Source organism: Streptomyces iconiensis, from assembly GCF_028657195.3.
Lineage (GTDB): Bacteria > Actinomycetota > Actinomycetes > Streptomycetales > Streptomycetaceae > Streptomyces > Streptomyces iconiensis.
Map to the genome: position 1 here is coordinate 51,674 of NZ_JANCPR020000053.1, position 13,900 is coordinate 65,573.

Here is a 13,900-nt window from a genome sequence, read left to right on the forward strand (position 1 = left end):
GCTTCCCGCGGGACGCCCGCCCTGCGCGCGAGCCTCGCCGCCGCCGGGATGTCCGTACGGGAGACGTGGGCGCCGGGCACGTTCCTGATCCTGACTGCGGTTACGGAGAGTTGACGCCGGCAGGGAGGTGAGGGTGACCGGGGCCAGGTCAGGCGTTGTCCTGACGCGCTTCCGCCGCCTGCCGCGAAGTCTCCAGGATGCCTTGCAGCGCCACCACATGACTCTCCAGCGCTGCCCTTCCGGCCTGGCTCAGATTGAGCCAGGTCCGGGGGCGTTTGCCCACGTAGCCCTTCTCGACCTCGACGTAGCCATGATTGCCGAGCGTGGTGACCTGCTTGGACAGGGCCGAGGCGGAAGCGCCCACACTCTCCCGCACCCAGGCGAACTCCGCCCACTCCACGCCCGCCAGCAGCGACACGATCGACAGCCGCGTCGGGTCGAGCAGCACAGGGTCGAGTTCAGTGGGAGCCATGGGCCACACTGCCCGGGCCGCCGCGACCGGACTTCGTCTTCGTGAACAGCCAGTCCCTGGAGCGCGGCCCGAAATAGATCAGTGTGCCGCCCAGGACGACCCCCAGCCCGGTCCGCCAGTAGGGGACCGTCAGCCCGTCCGGCACCAGCGCGGCGAGGGCGACCGTCAGGACGAGGACGAGCAGTACCAGCAGCACGTTCCGGAAGTACTGACGGGAAAACTCCTGCTTGCGGACACTGGTGGGCCGGCCGAGCACGGAGGCGCCCCGGCGCGTGCGCTGAAGGATGCCGTACGTGATGAACGTCGCGATGAACGCCCACGAACTCCAGCTGACCGCCTCCTGGCCAAGGAAGTCCGGTATCGCCAGGAACAGGAAAATCACGATGCCGAACACCACGCTGACCCAGCGGGCCTCACGTTGGGTGGAGCTGAATGCCTGGTCACGGCGCTCATCGACGTCCTGGAGTGCGCGAGCCGCCTCAGCGGCCGTGGGTCGTTCGGTCATGAGTACCTCCATGAAGCTGTCCTCAACAGAACTTCTTTCCTGACAGGAAAGTAGTTTCCCAGATGGGCTACCGTCAAGCGGCAGGTAGCAACTGGTGTGACAGGGCGCAGCGTTGGAGGTTGGGTCCGCCCTGCCGAACGGCCGCGCCGAGCCGTGGAGGAAGCCTGCTTCTCTGGCGCCCGCGCGTGCCCGGGGAACGGCTCAGCGGTGAATGTGCCGGTTGCAGGCGTGGCAGAAGGGCTTCCTCAAGGCAGGCAAACCGACGTGCCGTGGCAAGAGGCCGAAGCCGCATGGTTGTTCGAGTCGATAGGATCACGTCTGCGAAGCACCCAGCCGCCCGCACCACTTCGACGCGTCCGCCGCGGCACCTGTACGGACCGTCAGCCGTTCGGTACCCCGCACCCAAGGAGACGATGAGCATGAGCAGCGATTCCGGGCAGAACGGCGCCACGGCTGCCGCGTCCCCGCACCGGCTCGAACTCGCCGACCACATCGACGACGGCGCCACGTTCGACTACATCGTCTGCGGCGCCGGTTCGTCCGGTTCCGTTCTCGCCGGCAGACTCGCGGCCGATCCGGCCGTCACGGTGCTGCTCGTCGAGAGCGGCGGCGACGACGATGACGAGCGGGTGCGCGATCCCGACCTGTGGCCGGCCAACCTCGGCAGCGAGCGGACCTGGGACCACGTCACCGAGGAGAACACGCACCTGAACGGGCGCCGGCTCGCTTACGCGACGGGCCGTGGGCTGGGCGGGGGAGGCGCCGTCAACGCGGGCGTGTGGGCGCGTGGTCACCGGAGCGACTGGGACTCCTTCGCCGAGCAGGTGGGCGATCCCGCATGGGGCTACGCGCACGTGCTGGGGCACTACCGGAACATCGAGGACTGGCAGGGCGCGCCCGACCCCGAACGCCGGGGCAGTGGCGGGCCGATGCGGATACGGCCGTCGCAGGACGTGCACCCGCTTTTCAGCGCCTTCCTCGACGGCGCCGAGGCCACCGGCATCTCCCGTTTCGACAGTGCCAACGGCGCCATGATGGAGAAGGACTCCGGCTGCGCCGTGCGGGACGAGAACATCCACGACGGTGTACGGCAGACCCCCTTCCGCCGCTATGTCGCCGATCGTGTGGGACAGCCGAACCTCACGGTCCTGCCGCACACGACGGTCTCCCGTGTCCTGCTCCGCGCAGGCCGGGCCTTCGGCGTCGAGATCGTCCGCGAGGGCAAGCCGCTGCGCGCTCACGCGTCGCAGGAGGTGGTGCTGTCGCTGGGCGCGATCGGTACCCCGGCCGTCCTCATCCGGTCCGGGATCGGGGACGAGGCCGAACTGCGGGCCGCCGGCATCCCGGTGGTCCAGCACGTGCCCGGCGTCGGCCGTAACCTCGACGACCACATACGCCTGCCCTGCGTGTGGGAGGCGACGGACGTGCCGCTGCCTGTGCCCACACGCAGCCAGGCCGTCTGTTTCTGGGAGGACGGAACACGGCCGGGTGCACCGGAGTTCGTCATGTACGTCTCGCCGGCGCCGTCCGTCTCCCCCGAGAGCGCGGCGCAGTATCCGCCGCCGGAGCGGTGTTTCACCCTGATGCCCGCCATGCGCCTGCGCGGCGGCAGCCGCGGCCGGGTCCGCCTGGCGAGCACGGACCCGCTGACCCGACCGCGCATCGAGACGAACTTCCTCGCTGACCCCGACGACGTCCGCTCGGCTCTGTCCGCCGTCGCCATGGCCCGCGAGATCGGCAACTCCGCCGCGCTCCGCCCGTTCGCCAAGCGGGAGGTGTCCCCCGCGTCCTCCGCGACGGACACGGTTGAGCTGTTCGTACGGAACGCCGTTGAGACCTACTGGCACCAGAGCGGTACGGCCCGGATGGGACGCGACGATGACACCGACGCCGTTGTGGACGCGCGGCTCAAGGTGCACGGCATCGACGGCCTCCGCGTCGCCGACGCCTCGGTGCTGCCCCATGTGACGGTCGCCAACACCATGGCCCCTTCCATGGTGGTCGGCGAGCGGGCAGCCGAGATCCTCACGGCCGAGCACGGCTGACCGCGCGAACGGCTGCCGGCCCTCATTGCCGACCGGCGGAGCGCATCGAGTGCGACCCGTGTGCTCTGCAGCCGCTTCCGCGGGGTGCGAAGAGGTTGTCTGCGCCGTCCGGAGGGTTTGCCGAGCTGACGGCGGTGCTCCGGGGTGCGGCGGTGGTGCCGCTTCGCACGGCGGTCATCGCACCGTGGACGGGAGAAGAACGGGTTCCCCGTCGGCCACGAGTGCCGCCGTGATGCCCCGTGCTTCGGCGGCTTCACGGAAGCGCCGTTCGATGTCGGGTTGTTCGGTGTAGACGGGCGGGTTGTGGAAGAGCCCGTAGTGGATCGCGCAGGCGGTGGTGGCCCCGAGCGCCGCGGCGGCCTCGACCGCCTGCTCGGGTGTCATGGTGACGGGCACGTTGGCCTCGTAGCCTTCGAAACGCGCTATGACGCCGTTGACGGGTACGAACGCGACGTCGAACGGACCGTGGTCGCGGGCGATCTGCCACCAGTTGCCGTGCCACATGGTGTCGCCGCAGTGGATGATCCGTCGCCCGGCGCCCTCGACGATCCAGGCGACCTGGTCGGCGTCGCTGCCGCGCCAGTCCAGCGAGGTGACCGGTGTGACGGTCAACGGGCCGAGGTGGCGACGGTGCCCGATCTCCTGGGGGACCACGTCGATGCCGGCTTCCCTCAGCGTGGGTGCGATCGGTGTGTGGCAGCCGATGGTCCCGGAGGCCGCGAGCCGCGCGACCAGTTCGTGGTCGTAGTGGTCGGGGTGCAGGTGGGTGAGCAGGACGTGGGTGCCGGGAGGCGGGTCGATGGAGGGCAGAGGCTGCCGCGGGAGCCCTTGGACGGGGGCGAGTGGCTCGGCGTGCTCCAGCGGGTCGATCAGCAGACGGGTGTCGCCGAGACGGATCTCGACGCCCGCCCACGCCAGGCGACGCAGTCGGAGCGTGTCGGTGTGATCTTCGGTGGTCATGTGAATCTCCTGATGCGGCCGATCGCCGCTGGTCGGGTAAGGAAGTGCGGGGCGGCCGGTCATGGGACAGGTCCGCCGCGTGGTTCGGGTGATGCCTGGCATGCGGCCGTACGGGTGCGAGGGGGTTCCGTGGATCGGATCGTGCTTCGTTGCCGCCGTGTTCAGGACGTCAGCGATGCCCGGACGATGTCGGCCAGCGCTGTCGGCTTGTGGCCGGTCACGTCGGCGACCGTCGAGCTGACGGCCGCGAGGAAGCCGCCGCGCGCCGCGGCGCCGAACGACGTCACGACGTTCGCCGCCTCCTCCGGGAGCCCGGACGCGCGCAGGCCGGCCGAAGACGCGGCGTCGTCGATGTCGACGAGTTCGACCTCCCGGCCGGAGATCTCGCGCGCGAGCGCCGCGAGGTCGACGGCGGTCAGTGCCTCGGGACCTGTGACGTCGTAGGCCATGCCCTCGTGCCCGTCCTGGGTCAGGGCAGCGGCGGCCACCGCGGCGCAGTCCTCACGGGTCACGTAGGCGGTGGCTCCGCTGCCGGTGTTGGTCTCCAGCCGACCCGACGCGATGGCCCGCTCGATGGCCGGCACCCACATGTGCGCGTACAGGTTGTTGCGCAGCATCGTCCACCGCATGCCGCTGTCGCGCAGTGCTTGCTCCGTGCCCGCGTGGTCGGGGACCACCAGGGCGGGGTTGGCCGGGACCGGGCGGGGGACGGAGGTGTAGAGAAGGTGCTGGACGCCCGCGTCAGCCGCTGCGGTAACGGCCGCGCGCTGTTGACCGAGGCGCGCACCGACCGCGTCGGTGGAGATGAGCAGCAGGCGGTCGACACCCTCGAACGCGGTGGTGAGGGTGCGGGGATCGGCGAAGTCGGCCCGCCGTACCTCGGCACCGCGAGCGGCGAGGTCGGCGAGCGTGTCCGGGTTGCGGGTGGTGAGTACGACCTCATCCGCATCGACGGCCCTCAAGACGAGTTCAGCGGTGGCCCGTCCCAGTGCGCCGGAGGCTCCGGTGATGGCGATCGTCATGCCCGCTCCAAAATTGTAGTCAACGTGATTACGAATCACCGTTACCGTAACTGTAGTGGTTGCAATATGGCAAGATGAAGGCATGGCACGGTCGAAGAACACTCAGTTCGCGGTCGCTGCGCACGTGTTGACGTATCTCGCGGGCCGCACCGAAGGGGGCGCCTGGTGAGTTCGGGCGAACCCGCGGAGAGTACCAACGTCAACTCCACCTGCGTGCGCCGCGTTCCCGGGCCGCTGCGTGACGCCGGACCGGTGCGCTCCCGCCCCGGCGCGCACAGCGGTTCGGAGTTGGCGACGGCCGCCCGGCACATCACACCCGCCCAGGTCTGGCGACTCCTCCAGGGGCCCGCCCCCGTGCTCGGTCCGCACGGAGCCGCCCCGACCTGTTCGGTCGGCCGCGGTGTCCAGGAATCGCTGGCCGCTCGACAGGGTCGTCGCCGGGGCCGTCGCGACAGAGCGGGAGCGGTTCACCGTGCACGACGTCCTGGAGCGGGGCGTGGAATTCCGAACCGCCCCGCGCGAGGCCGGAAGCAGCATCCCATTCATACAACTGTGCCGATGTCATGGGACACGGCGAACGGAGCAGAAACATGGCAGCGGACCATGAGCCCGACGTCGGACGTGAGGTCATCGAGAGCGGATTCCGCGTCCTGCGCGCACTGCCGCAGTCGGACGAGCGCCGTCAGCTCTCCAGCCTGGCCGAGTTGACGCGCATCCCCCGGACCACGGTCTCCCGGTTGCTGCGCCAACTGCGCAGGAGCGGGGCGGTCGAACGGGCCCCAGGGGGGCGGTGGGCGGTCTCCCCGCAGCTGCTCGGAATGGGCGCGCGTGCCCGGACGCTGGGGCATGCGCGTACCCGCGCCAACCGCGTGATCCAGGAGCTGCGCGACCAGACGGGCGCCACCGTCTCGCTCGTCGTGCCGGCGCAGACAGGGCTGGTGGCGGTGGAGATGATCCCCGGCAGGGAGGAGCTGCCCATCGACGCCTACGCCGGGATCGAGATGCCCGACATGTCGGCGGCGGCCATGGTCCTCGACCCGATCCGGCGCGACTCCTCCCGGTTACGGCCGTTCGCCGCGGCCGTGGACGAGGAGGACATGCTTGAGGGACTCACCTGTTACGCGCGGCTGCTGACCCTGGCGGACGGGCAGCGGGCCTCGTTGCAGATCGCCATGGCGTCCCGCCTCCCGGCGGAGAACTTCGCCGCGCACGTCCAGCGTGCGGCCCTGGCCATCGAGAGGCTCGCGGCGACCGATGGCCACTGAGTGGACATCCGGTGGTCGGCTCGTCGGCGCCCCGCCATGATTCCCGCATGACACAGCCGAAGATCGCCCTCGTCACCGGCGCAAGCCGGGGATTCGGGCGCAGTATGGCCGCCCACCTGACCGATTCCGGGGTCTCCGTCATCGGTACCTACCACCGCGCTCGCGACGAGGCGGACGCGTTGGCGGCCCGCGTCACCGGGAGCGGCGGACGCCTGACGTTCCTCCACCTGGACGCGGCGCGCACCGAGGACTTCCCGGCCTTCGTGGACGGTGTCGCGCGCGTGCTGCGCGGCTGGGGGACGGACAGGTTCGACCACCTGATCAACAACGCGGGAATCGGCGCCTTCACCCCGTACGCCGAAACCTCCCAGGAACAGTTCGACGAACTGGTCGCGGTCAACCTCAAAGCGCCGTACTTCCTCACGCAGCAGCTCTTGCCGCTGCTCGCGGACGGGGGCAGCGTCCTCAACCTGTCCACCGCGCTGACCAGGGCAGTCGTCCCCGGCGGATCCGCGTACGCTGCGACGAAGGGCGCGCTGGAGGTGCTGACCCGGTACCAGGCCGTGGAGTTGGCCGAACGCGGGATCCGCGTGAACACCCTGCGGGGCGGCGCGACCGACAGCGACTTCGGCGACGGCATCATGCACACCGAGGCCGTGCGGGACGTGTCGGCCCACAGCATCGCCCTGGGCAGGATCGGCACTCCGGACGATCTCGGCGCCGCTGTCCCCAGCATCCTCTCCGCCGCTTTCGGCTGGGCCAACGGCTCCTCCATTGAACTCAGCGGTGGCCAGAGCCTGTAGCCCTGGCCGGGTCCGGCGCGTTGTGGGCGCGGCGGTAGGCCAGGGGGGACAGGCCCACGTGCATGTGGAAGTGCTTGCGCAGCGTGACGGGGTCGCCGAATCCGCTGGCCGTGGCGACGCGTGCGACGGCCAGGTCGGTGGACTCCAACAGTCGGCGTGCCTGGTTCAGTCGGCGCTGCAGCACCCACTTGAGCGGGCTCATGCCGACCTCGCCACGGAACCGCCGGGTGAACGTGCGCACGCTCATGTGCGCGTGCCGGGCCATGTCCTCCAGGGTGATCGGTTCGGCCAGCCGGTCCAGGACCCACTGCCGGGTGGCCGAGGTGGAACGGTCGTCGTCCTCGGGAACCGGGTGCTCGATGAACTGGGCCTGCCCGCCCTCGCGCCAGGGGGCCACCACGCACCGTCGCGCGGCGGCTGCGGCCACGGTCGCGCCGTGGTCCTGGCGGACCAGGTGCAGGCACAGGTCGATGCCGGCCGCGCCGCCGGCGGACGTCAGGATGTGCCCGTTGTCGACGAACAGCACGTCGGGATCGACCTCGACGGCGGGGAACATGCGCGCGAACTGCTCGCACAGCGCCCAGTGGGTCGTGGCCCGCCTGCCGTCCAGCAGGCCGGCCGCGGCGAGCAGGAACGCCGACGTGCACAGGCTGACGATGCGGGTCAGCTCCCGCACCCGTTCCAGCGTGGCGGTCAGCTCGGCGGGCAGCTTCCCGGTGGCGAGCAGTTCCTCCGTGGGCTCCTGGGTGGCGATCACCACGGTGTCCGCGGTCTGAAGGAGCGACTCGTCGTGGTCGACGACGACCCGGAAGTCCTCGTTCGTACGGACCGCCCGGCCACCGAGCGAGCAGACCTTCACGGAGTAGAGGCGCTCCCCGTCCGGGCCGACGGCCTGGTTGAACACCCGGGCCGCTATGCCCAGGTCCATCGGCATGACCCCGTCGAGGGCGAGTACGGCAACGCGATGCGGCATGGCCCGAATAGTACGACGGCTGGCTGCCCGGCCACTCACCGCTCCTGCGGGCACGGACGAGGCTGGAGAAGCCCGCGAGTCCCCCGCCGGACCAAGCGGCGGGGGCCCGGCGGATGAACGTGAACGAAGCGAAAGCGAACGAGGAGAGCATGAGCGAGCAGACGATGCGGGCCGTGACCATCGAGGAGTTCGGCGGGCCAGAGGTGATGAGGACCCGCCGGGTGGCACGCCCGGAGCCGCTGCCGACCGAGGTGCTGGTGCGCGTGCACGCCGCCGGGATCAACCCGGTGGACTGGAAGACCCGCGCCGGCCATGGCATGGCAGGGCTGCAGAGCTTCCCGCTGATCCCGGGCTGGGACGTCTCCGGCGTCGTCGAGGAGGTCGGCTTCGGCGTCACCACGCTCGCTCCCGGCGACGAGGTCTACGCCATGCCGTGGTTCCCGCGCCCGGCAGGCGCCTACGCCGAGTTCGTCACGGCCCCCTCCCGCCAGTTCGCCCGCAAACCGGCCTCGCTCCCGCACACCGGGGCGGCGGCTCTGCCCCTCGCCGCGCTCACCGCGTGGCATGCCCTGGTCGACGCCGCCGGCGTCGCCGCCGGGCAGCGGGTACTGGTGCACGCCGCGGCCGGCGGCGTCGGGCACCTGGCGGTGCAGTTCGCCAAGCACTTCGGCGCCGAAGTGATCGCGACCGCCCGCGAACCCCGGCACGCCTGGCTCAAAGAACTCGGCGCCGACGAGACGATCGACTACACCCAGCGGCGGTTCGAGGACGCCACCGGCGGAGTCGATGCCGTCATCGACCTGCTCGGCACGCTGGACGAGACCGATGTGCGCTCTGTGTCGGTGACCCGGCCGGGCGGCATCGTCGTCTCCGTACCCGGCGGCGTCTCCCCCGGCCTGGCCACCGCAGCGGGCCGGGCGGGCGTGCGCACCAGCCCGCTCCTGGTCGAACCGGACGCGGCGGCACTGACGGCCATCGCGGAACTGGTCGACGCCGGCGCCGTCCAGGTCCAGATCGAACGCACCTTCGCCCTCGAAGAGGCCGCCGAAGCCCACCGGCTGGGCGAGACCAACCGCACACGCGGCAAGCTCGTCTTCGAGGTCGCGAAGTGACCGGAGCGACCACGCTCGTGGTCGGGGACACCGGGCCCATGGGCGCCCGCATCGTCCACGCCCTCGCCACGGGTATACCGGCGACGCCGTACGGCTGCTGAAGCGGGGCACGCCTCCGGCCGGGCCAGGGTCCTGGTCGAGCACACCCCGGTGACGTGCGCGGCGCCTCTGCCGTGACTCGGACGACCAGCAGCCCCTGACAGCCACCTTCTACGGCGTCAGCCTGGCGCCCCGGCGAACCCGGCTGCCCGACGGGTGGGAGGGGTTGGCGCCGGCTGCGCGGCGTTCGACCTGGCTGTCATGGAGCACAGGGGCGCTCGGCGAGGCGGAAGCGAGCCTTCACGTCCGACAGACCGCCGCATGTCGCACGGCCTCACATCACCGATTTCCGCAAGGAGGAGGACCAGTTGACCGATCAGGAACTCGATCTGTCCAAGGCATTGACGGAGTTGCTGTACGGGGACGAGAGCGCCGAGCCGCTGGAGGAAGCCCTGGACAGGCTCATCACGCCGCACTTCGTTCAGCGCATCAATGGGCAGGAGTACCAGCGGGCCGCGTACACCGCGCATGTGCGTGAGATGCGCCGGATGGTGGTCGGCGGGGGCGGGCTGCGGGTGCTGGAACAGTTCTCCTCGGACACCGGGACCGCCGGCCGGTACCTCTTCACGATGGTGCCCGCCGACCGGCCGCCCCTGCGCTTCGAATCCCATATCTTCGCGCGGGTCGAGGACGGCCGGATCGCCCGCCTCGTCGAGGTCTCCCGACAGATCGGCGACGACGAGAAGGAACCCCCGGCCGCCGACTCGGCCTGAGTACGGGCGCTCGATCGTCTTGTGCACCCTGTGCGGGAATCGCCCCGTCAGGACTGTCGCCCACGGACAACCGCCCACGCGGGGAACGGCAGGGCATGCGGAGGAATGCCACAGCGCACCGCATGGCCCCCGTTCGTCCCGCCCCGAACCACTCGGCGCGAGTTACCAACAATTGTGCGACTGCCGAAAACGGCCGGTCGCTTCTTCGAAAGGATGAGACATGCCCACCATCACCACCCGCGACGGTGCCGAGATCTTCTACAAGGACTGGGGCCAGGGCCGCCCGGTGGTCTTCCTCCACGGCTGGCCGCTCAACGGTGATGCCTGGCAGGACCAGCTCAAGGCCGTCGCCGATGCCGGCTTCCGCGGCATCGCGCACGACCGTCGCGGCCACGGGCGTTCCACGCCGGTCTACGGCGGCTACGACTTCGACACGTTCGCCGACGACCTCAACGACCTCCTCACCGAGCTCGACCTGCGGGACGTCACGCTGGTCGCCCACTCCATGGGCGGCGGCGAACTCGCCCGCTACATAGGCCGTCACGGCACCGGCCGCGTACGGTCCGCCGTACTGCTCTCCGCCATCACACCCCTGATGTTCCAGACCCCGAGCAGCCCCGACGGCGTGCCGCAGAGCGTCTTCGACGATCTCAGGAACGGCCTCCTCACGGAGCGCTCACAGTTCTGGAAGGACACCGCCGTCCCGTTCTTCGGCGCGAACCGGGACGGCAACACCGTCACCCAGGGAAACCAGGACGCCTTCTGGTACATGGGCATGGCCCAGACCCTCCAGGGCGGGGTCGACTGCGTGAACGCCTTCGGCTCGACGGACTTCACCGATGACCTCAAGAAGTTCGACATCCCCACGCTCGTGGTGCACGGCGACGACGACCAGATCGTGCCCGTCGAGGCCACCGCCCGCAAGAGCGCGGAGATCATCCCGGACGCGACGCTCAAGGTGTACGAGGGCGGCTCCCACGGCATCGCCCTCGTCCCCGGCGAGAAGGAGCAGTTCAACCGGGACCTTCTGGAATTCCTCAAGCGCTGAATCCGGCAGAGGCTCCTGCACGGACCGACGCCTCACCACCCCACCCGCGCGACCGGCGAGCAACCCCCAAGGCCGCCCGGACGTGCGGCCGGGGCCCTGGGGCCGGTCGGCTTCTGTGATCCCCGGACGCTCGCCACGTTGCCGACCCCGGCCCCGGCCCCGGAAGGGGGGCCGGGGCCGGCAACGCCCCGCGAACTCACGGCGGAGAGAACCGGACAGAACGAAGAAGACGAGCACTGCTGATCGAGCGGGCGAAGCGCCCCACCGGGGCGTCCGGGTCCTGGTGATCCTAGGACCGCTTGTTGCGCTCGGGCCATTGATCATCAACGCTTACGTGCCAGGGCTGCCTCACCTCGCCGACGCCCTGGGCCGTCCTCCCCCGGCAGCCCAGCCCGTCGTCATGACCTGCCTGGTCGGTCTGGCCGTCGGTCAGCTCGCGGCCGGGCCGATGAGCGGCGCGTCGGGCAGCGCCGACGGGCGTGCCGGCAGCGCCCCAACGATGACCACCACGGCGAAGGTATGACGAACGATGAATTCACTTGCTGACCAGACCCGTTGGCTTGACGCGACCGGCCAGGCCGAACTGCTCGCCTCGGGGGAGGTGAAGTCCGGCGAGCTCGTCGAGGCCGCTGTCGAACGGATCGAGCAGCTCGACCCAGCTCTCGGCGCGGTCACTCTGCGCTACTTCGATCAGGCGCGCACGGCCGTGGCAGCCGGCCCGACCGGGCCGCTGGCCGGTGTTCCGTTCCTGATCAAGGACCTTCTCACCGATGTCGCCGGGCAGGTCTGCACCGACGCCAACGTCGCACTCAAGGCGCACGCCCGGCAGGCCGCCGCGGACAGTCCGCTGGTGGCGCGCTACCGCGCTGCCGGCCTGATCTTCGTCGGACGGACGGCGAGCAGCGAGTTCGGCACCGTACCCGCTGCCGAGTCCGCGGCCTGGGGAGCCACCCGCAACCCGTGGAACACCGCGCTCTCGCCCGGCGGGTCCAGCGGTGGTTCCGCAGCCGCTGTGGCCGCGGGAATGGTGCCGATCGCCCATGGAACCGACGCCGCCGGCTCGATACGCATCCCGGCGTCCTGCTGCGGACTGGTCGCTCTCAAACCCTCCCGCGCGAGCCGGCACACCACCGTCGAGTCCGTGCAGGACCTGATCGTGCCCTCGGCCGTGACGCGGTCGGTGCGCGACACCGCACTGCTGCTGGACATCGCGCACGGCGTCGAGAGCCCGGCCCCCACCGGTGGCTACCTCGCCGAACTGGGCGCGGATCCGGGCAGGCTGCGGGTCGGCCTGCTCGACACCCAGGTCGATGGTTCACCAGTGCACCCGGACTGTGCGGAGGCCGTGCGTGCAGCTGCCCGGCTGCTGGAGTCGCTGGGGCATCACGTCGATCCCGGTTTCCCGGCCGCCCTGGGCGACTCTGCGCTGGACGGGCTGCTCCCGGCGTTCTGGTCGTCCGGCATGGCCGACGTCCTTGGTGACGTCGCCCGCCAGTTGGGCCGCGACGTCACCGAGGCGGAGGTGGAGCCGCTCAACTGGGCTCTCGGCACGATGGGTACCGAGGTGACCGCCGAGGACCGGCAGGCCGCACGCGACGGCGTCGCCGATTTCGCCCGGTCCGTCGTGAGCTGGTGGGACGACCACGACCTGCTGCTCACCCCGACGCTGGCTGAGCCACCGCTGCCGTCCGGCACGCTCGGCTCCGACCCGGCGGACCCGCTGGCGCCGCTGCGCCGCAGCGTGCAGTTCGCGCCCTTCACCCCGTTCGTCAACTTCACCGGCCAGCCCGCGATCTCCCTGCCGCTGCACGCCAACGCCGACGGTCTGCCCATCGGCGTGCAACTGGTGGCCGCCCCAGGCCGCGAAGACCTGCTGCTGCGGGTGGCCGCACTGCTGGAGACCGCAGCTCCGTGGCAGGACCGCCGTCCGGCCCTGTAAGAGGCGGTTCCGGTACGACGGGCGTGAGGGACCGGCCAGTGCACGGCATGGGCGCCGACGGGGTGCCTGGCCAGAGAGCGCCGCCCGATCAGGCTTCCCATCTGTGCGCGTCGGAGCCGTTGACCGAATCCGAATCGACCTGTTTCAGGAGCGACAGTTGAGCGATTCATCAGAGCTGGCTGGTAAGACCGCGATCGTCACCGGGGCGGCGAGTGGCATCGGCCGGGCGGCCACGCTTCTCCTTCACGCCCGGGGCGCCCATGTCATCGCCGAGGATCGTGATCCCGCGGTCGAGGAGTTGGCACAGCCGGGCATTGTCCCGCTGGTGGCCGACGTGACGCGGGAAGACAGCGCAGCGCGCGCCGTCGCGCTGGCCCGGGACGAATTCGGGTCGTTGGACGTGCTGGTCAACAACGCCGGGATCATCATGTTCAAGCCCGTAGCCGAAATGAGCCTGCAGGACTGGGAGTCGGTCCTGTCGGTGAACGCCACCGGCGCCTTCCTGCACTCCCGGGAGGCGTTGCGGGTCATGTCCGAGCAGGGCTCGGGCGCGATCGTCAACGTTGCCTCTTACGCGTCCTTCCAGGTGTTTCCCACGATCGCGGCCTATGCCGCGTCCAAGGGGGCGCTGGTTCAGCTCACCCGCACCCTCGCCGTGGAGGCCATCGAGCAGGGCGTGCGCGTCAACGCGGTGGGATCCGGCGACGTCGTCACCAACATCCTCAACGACGTGCGCTCCGACGGGCAGGAGTTCCTGGCCGAGCACGGCCGGGGCACTCCGATCAAACGGGCCGCCCGGCCGGAGGAGATCGCCGAAGTGATTGCGTTTTTGGCCTCCGAACGTGCCAGCTACCTGGTCGGCTCCGTTGTGATGGCCGACGGGGGAATGAGCATCTCCCTGTCGTAAGGACGGCCGCGTCCGAACCGGGCTCTTGACGCCGTCC

15 protein-coding genes are annotated in these 13,900 nt (G+C 70.5%); 10 read left to right on the forward strand and 5 right to left on the reverse strand.

The features are described 5' to 3' along the window. Positions 1-148 precede the first annotated feature (148 nt). Together NMN56_RS35790 and NMN56_RS35795 are read right to left on the reverse strand one after the other, a co-directional pair. The gene (locus tag NMN56_RS35790; protein ID WP_274044230.1) at positions 149-472 is read right to left on the reverse strand and encodes a winged helix-turn-helix domain-containing protein; all 324 of its coding nucleotides are present in this window, start codon (positions 470-472) and stop codon (positions 149-151) included. After that, complete coding sequence (locus NMN56_RS35795) at positions 459-977, reverse strand: hypothetical protein (protein ID WP_274044231.1); 519 nt, start codon at positions 975-977, stop codon at positions 459-461. Before NMN56_RS35795 ends, NMN56_RS35790 begins: the two co-directional genes overlap by 14 nt. A 419-nt stretch (positions 978-1,396) precedes the next feature. Here NMN56_RS35795 and NMN56_RS35800 point away from each other — a divergent pair, with 419 nt between their 5' ends. Next, positions 1,397-3,022 carry a GMC family oxidoreductase gene (locus tag NMN56_RS35800; protein WP_274044232.1) on the forward strand — a complete coding sequence of 542 codons (1,626 nt, stop codon included), beginning with the start codon at positions 1,397-1,399 and terminating at the stop codon, positions 3,020-3,022. 174 nt (positions 3,023-3,196) lie between these two features. Here NMN56_RS35800 and NMN56_RS35805 read toward each other — a convergent pair whose 3' ends face one another. After that, positions 3,197-3,982: an MBL fold metallo-hydrolase gene (locus NMN56_RS35805; protein ID WP_274044233.1), complete on the reverse strand. Its 786-nt coding sequence runs from the start codon at positions 3,980-3,982 to the stop codon at positions 3,197-3,199. A 161-nt stretch (positions 3,983-4,143) separates the two neighbouring features. Then, complete coding sequence (locus NMN56_RS35810; RefSeq protein ID WP_280842791.1) at positions 4,144-5,004, reverse strand: NAD(P)H-binding protein; 861 nt, start codon at positions 5,002-5,004, stop codon at positions 4,144-4,146. A gap of 165 nt (positions 5,005-5,169) precedes the next feature. Between NMN56_RS35810 and NMN56_RS35815 the strand changes: the two genes are divergently transcribed. Genes NMN56_RS35815 through NMN56_RS35825 form a run of 3 tightly spaced genes read left to right on the forward strand, consistent with a single transcriptional unit; the run spans position 5,170 to position 7,072 of the window. Further along, positions 5,170-5,712 carry an Rrf2 family transcriptional regulator gene (locus tag NMN56_RS35815; protein ID WP_274044235.1) on the forward strand — a complete coding sequence of 181 codons (543 nt, stop codon included), beginning with the start codon at positions 5,170-5,172 and terminating at the stop codon, positions 5,710-5,712. Continuing rightward, positions 5,595-6,269, forward strand: a complete 675-nt coding sequence (locus tag NMN56_RS35820) for a helix-turn-helix domain-containing protein (protein WP_274044236.1) — start codon at positions 5,595-5,597, stop codon at positions 6,267-6,269. The genes NMN56_RS35815 and NMN56_RS35820 overlap by 118 nt, the downstream gene beginning before the upstream one ends. 47 nt (positions 6,270-6,316) lie before the next feature. Next, a complete protein-coding gene (locus NMN56_RS35825) occupies positions 6,317-7,072 on the forward strand; it encodes an SDR family NAD(P)-dependent oxidoreductase (RefSeq protein ID WP_274044237.1) in 756 nt (251 codons plus the stop codon). On the opposite strand, the gene NMN56_RS35830 is transcribed toward NMN56_RS35825, so the two are convergent. Next, positions 7,050-8,045, reverse strand: a complete 996-nt coding sequence (locus NMN56_RS35830; protein WP_283742544.1) for a GlxA family transcriptional regulator — start codon at positions 8,043-8,045, stop codon at positions 7,050-7,052. The two genes, NMN56_RS35825 and NMN56_RS35830, sit on opposite strands and share 23 nt — an antisense overlap. Positions 8,046-8,194: 149 nt before the next feature. On the opposite strand from NMN56_RS35830, the gene NMN56_RS35835 reads away from it, so the two are divergent. From NMN56_RS35835 to NMN56_RS35860, 6 genes are all read left to right on the forward strand, one after another. Beyond that, positions 8,195-9,157, forward strand: coding sequence for an NADP-dependent oxidoreductase (locus tag NMN56_RS35835; protein ID WP_274044269.1), 963 nt, complete (start codon positions 8,195-8,197; stop codon positions 9,155-9,157). A gap of 407 nt (positions 9,158-9,564) precedes the next feature. Then, positions 9,565-9,969, forward strand: a complete 405-nt coding sequence (locus NMN56_RS35840) for a nuclear transport factor 2 family protein (protein WP_274044239.1) — start codon at positions 9,565-9,567, stop codon at positions 9,967-9,969. A 220-nt stretch (positions 9,970-10,189) separates the two neighbouring features. Then, a complete protein-coding gene (locus tag NMN56_RS35845) occupies positions 10,190-11,017 on the forward strand; it encodes an alpha/beta fold hydrolase (RefSeq protein WP_274044240.1) in 828 nt (275 codons plus the stop codon). Between the two features lie 316 nt (positions 11,018-11,333). Then, positions 11,334-11,540: a hypothetical protein gene (locus tag NMN56_RS35850; protein ID WP_274044241.1), complete on the forward strand. Its 207-nt coding sequence runs from the start codon at positions 11,334-11,336 to the stop codon at positions 11,538-11,540. Positions 11,541-11,546: 6 nt separating this feature from the next. Beyond that, complete coding sequence (locus NMN56_RS35855) at positions 11,547-12,956, forward strand: amidase (RefSeq protein ID WP_274044242.1); 1,410 nt, start codon at positions 11,547-11,549, stop codon at positions 12,954-12,956. 157 nt (positions 12,957-13,113) lie between these two features. Beyond that, positions 13,114-13,863 carry an SDR family NAD(P)-dependent oxidoreductase gene (locus NMN56_RS35860; RefSeq protein WP_274044243.1) on the forward strand — a complete coding sequence of 250 codons (750 nt, stop codon included), beginning with the start codon at positions 13,114-13,116 and terminating at the stop codon, positions 13,861-13,863. The last annotated feature ends 37 nt before the right edge of the window (positions 13,864-13,900 follow it).

Bases quoted from the DNA above. Each gene is read 5' to 3' on its own strand.
- NMN56_RS35790 (WP_274044230.1), bottom strand. From the start codon at position 472: ATGGCTCCCACTGAACTCGACCCTGTGCTGCTCGACCCGACGCGGCTG.
- NMN56_RS35795 (WP_274044231.1), bottom strand. From the start codon at position 977: ATGACCGAACGACCCACGGCCGCTGAGGCGGCTCGCGCACTCCAGGAC.
- NMN56_RS35800 (WP_274044232.1), top strand. From the start codon at position 1,397: ATGAGCAGCGATTCCGGGCAGAACGGCGCCACGGCTGCCGCGTCCCCG.
- NMN56_RS35805 (WP_274044233.1), bottom strand. From the start codon at position 3,982: ATGACCACCGAAGATCACACCGACACGCTCCGACTGCGTCGCCTGGCG.
- NMN56_RS35810 (WP_280842791.1), bottom strand. From the start codon at position 5,004: ATGACGATCGCCATCACCGGAGCCTCCGGCGCACTGGGACGGGCCACC.
- NMN56_RS35820 (WP_274044236.1), top strand. From the start codon at position 5,595: ATGGCAGCGGACCATGAGCCCGACGTCGGACGTGAGGTCATCGAGAGC.
- NMN56_RS35825 (WP_274044237.1), top strand. From the start codon at position 6,317: ATGACACAGCCGAAGATCGCCCTCGTCACCGGCGCAAGCCGGGGATTC.
- NMN56_RS35830 (WP_283742544.1), bottom strand. From the start codon at position 8,045: ATGCCGCATCGCGTTGCCGTACTCGCCCTCGACGGGGTCATGCCGATG.
- NMN56_RS35835 (WP_274044269.1), top strand. From the start codon at position 8,195: ATGAGCGAGCAGACGATGCGGGCCGTGACCATCGAGGAGTTCGGCGGG.
- NMN56_RS35845 (WP_274044240.1), top strand. From the start codon at position 10,190: ATGCCCACCATCACCACCCGCGACGGTGCCGAGATCTTCTACAAGGAC.
- NMN56_RS35855 (WP_274044242.1), top strand. From the start codon at position 11,547: ATGAATTCACTTGCTGACCAGACCCGTTGGCTTGACGCGACCGGCCAG.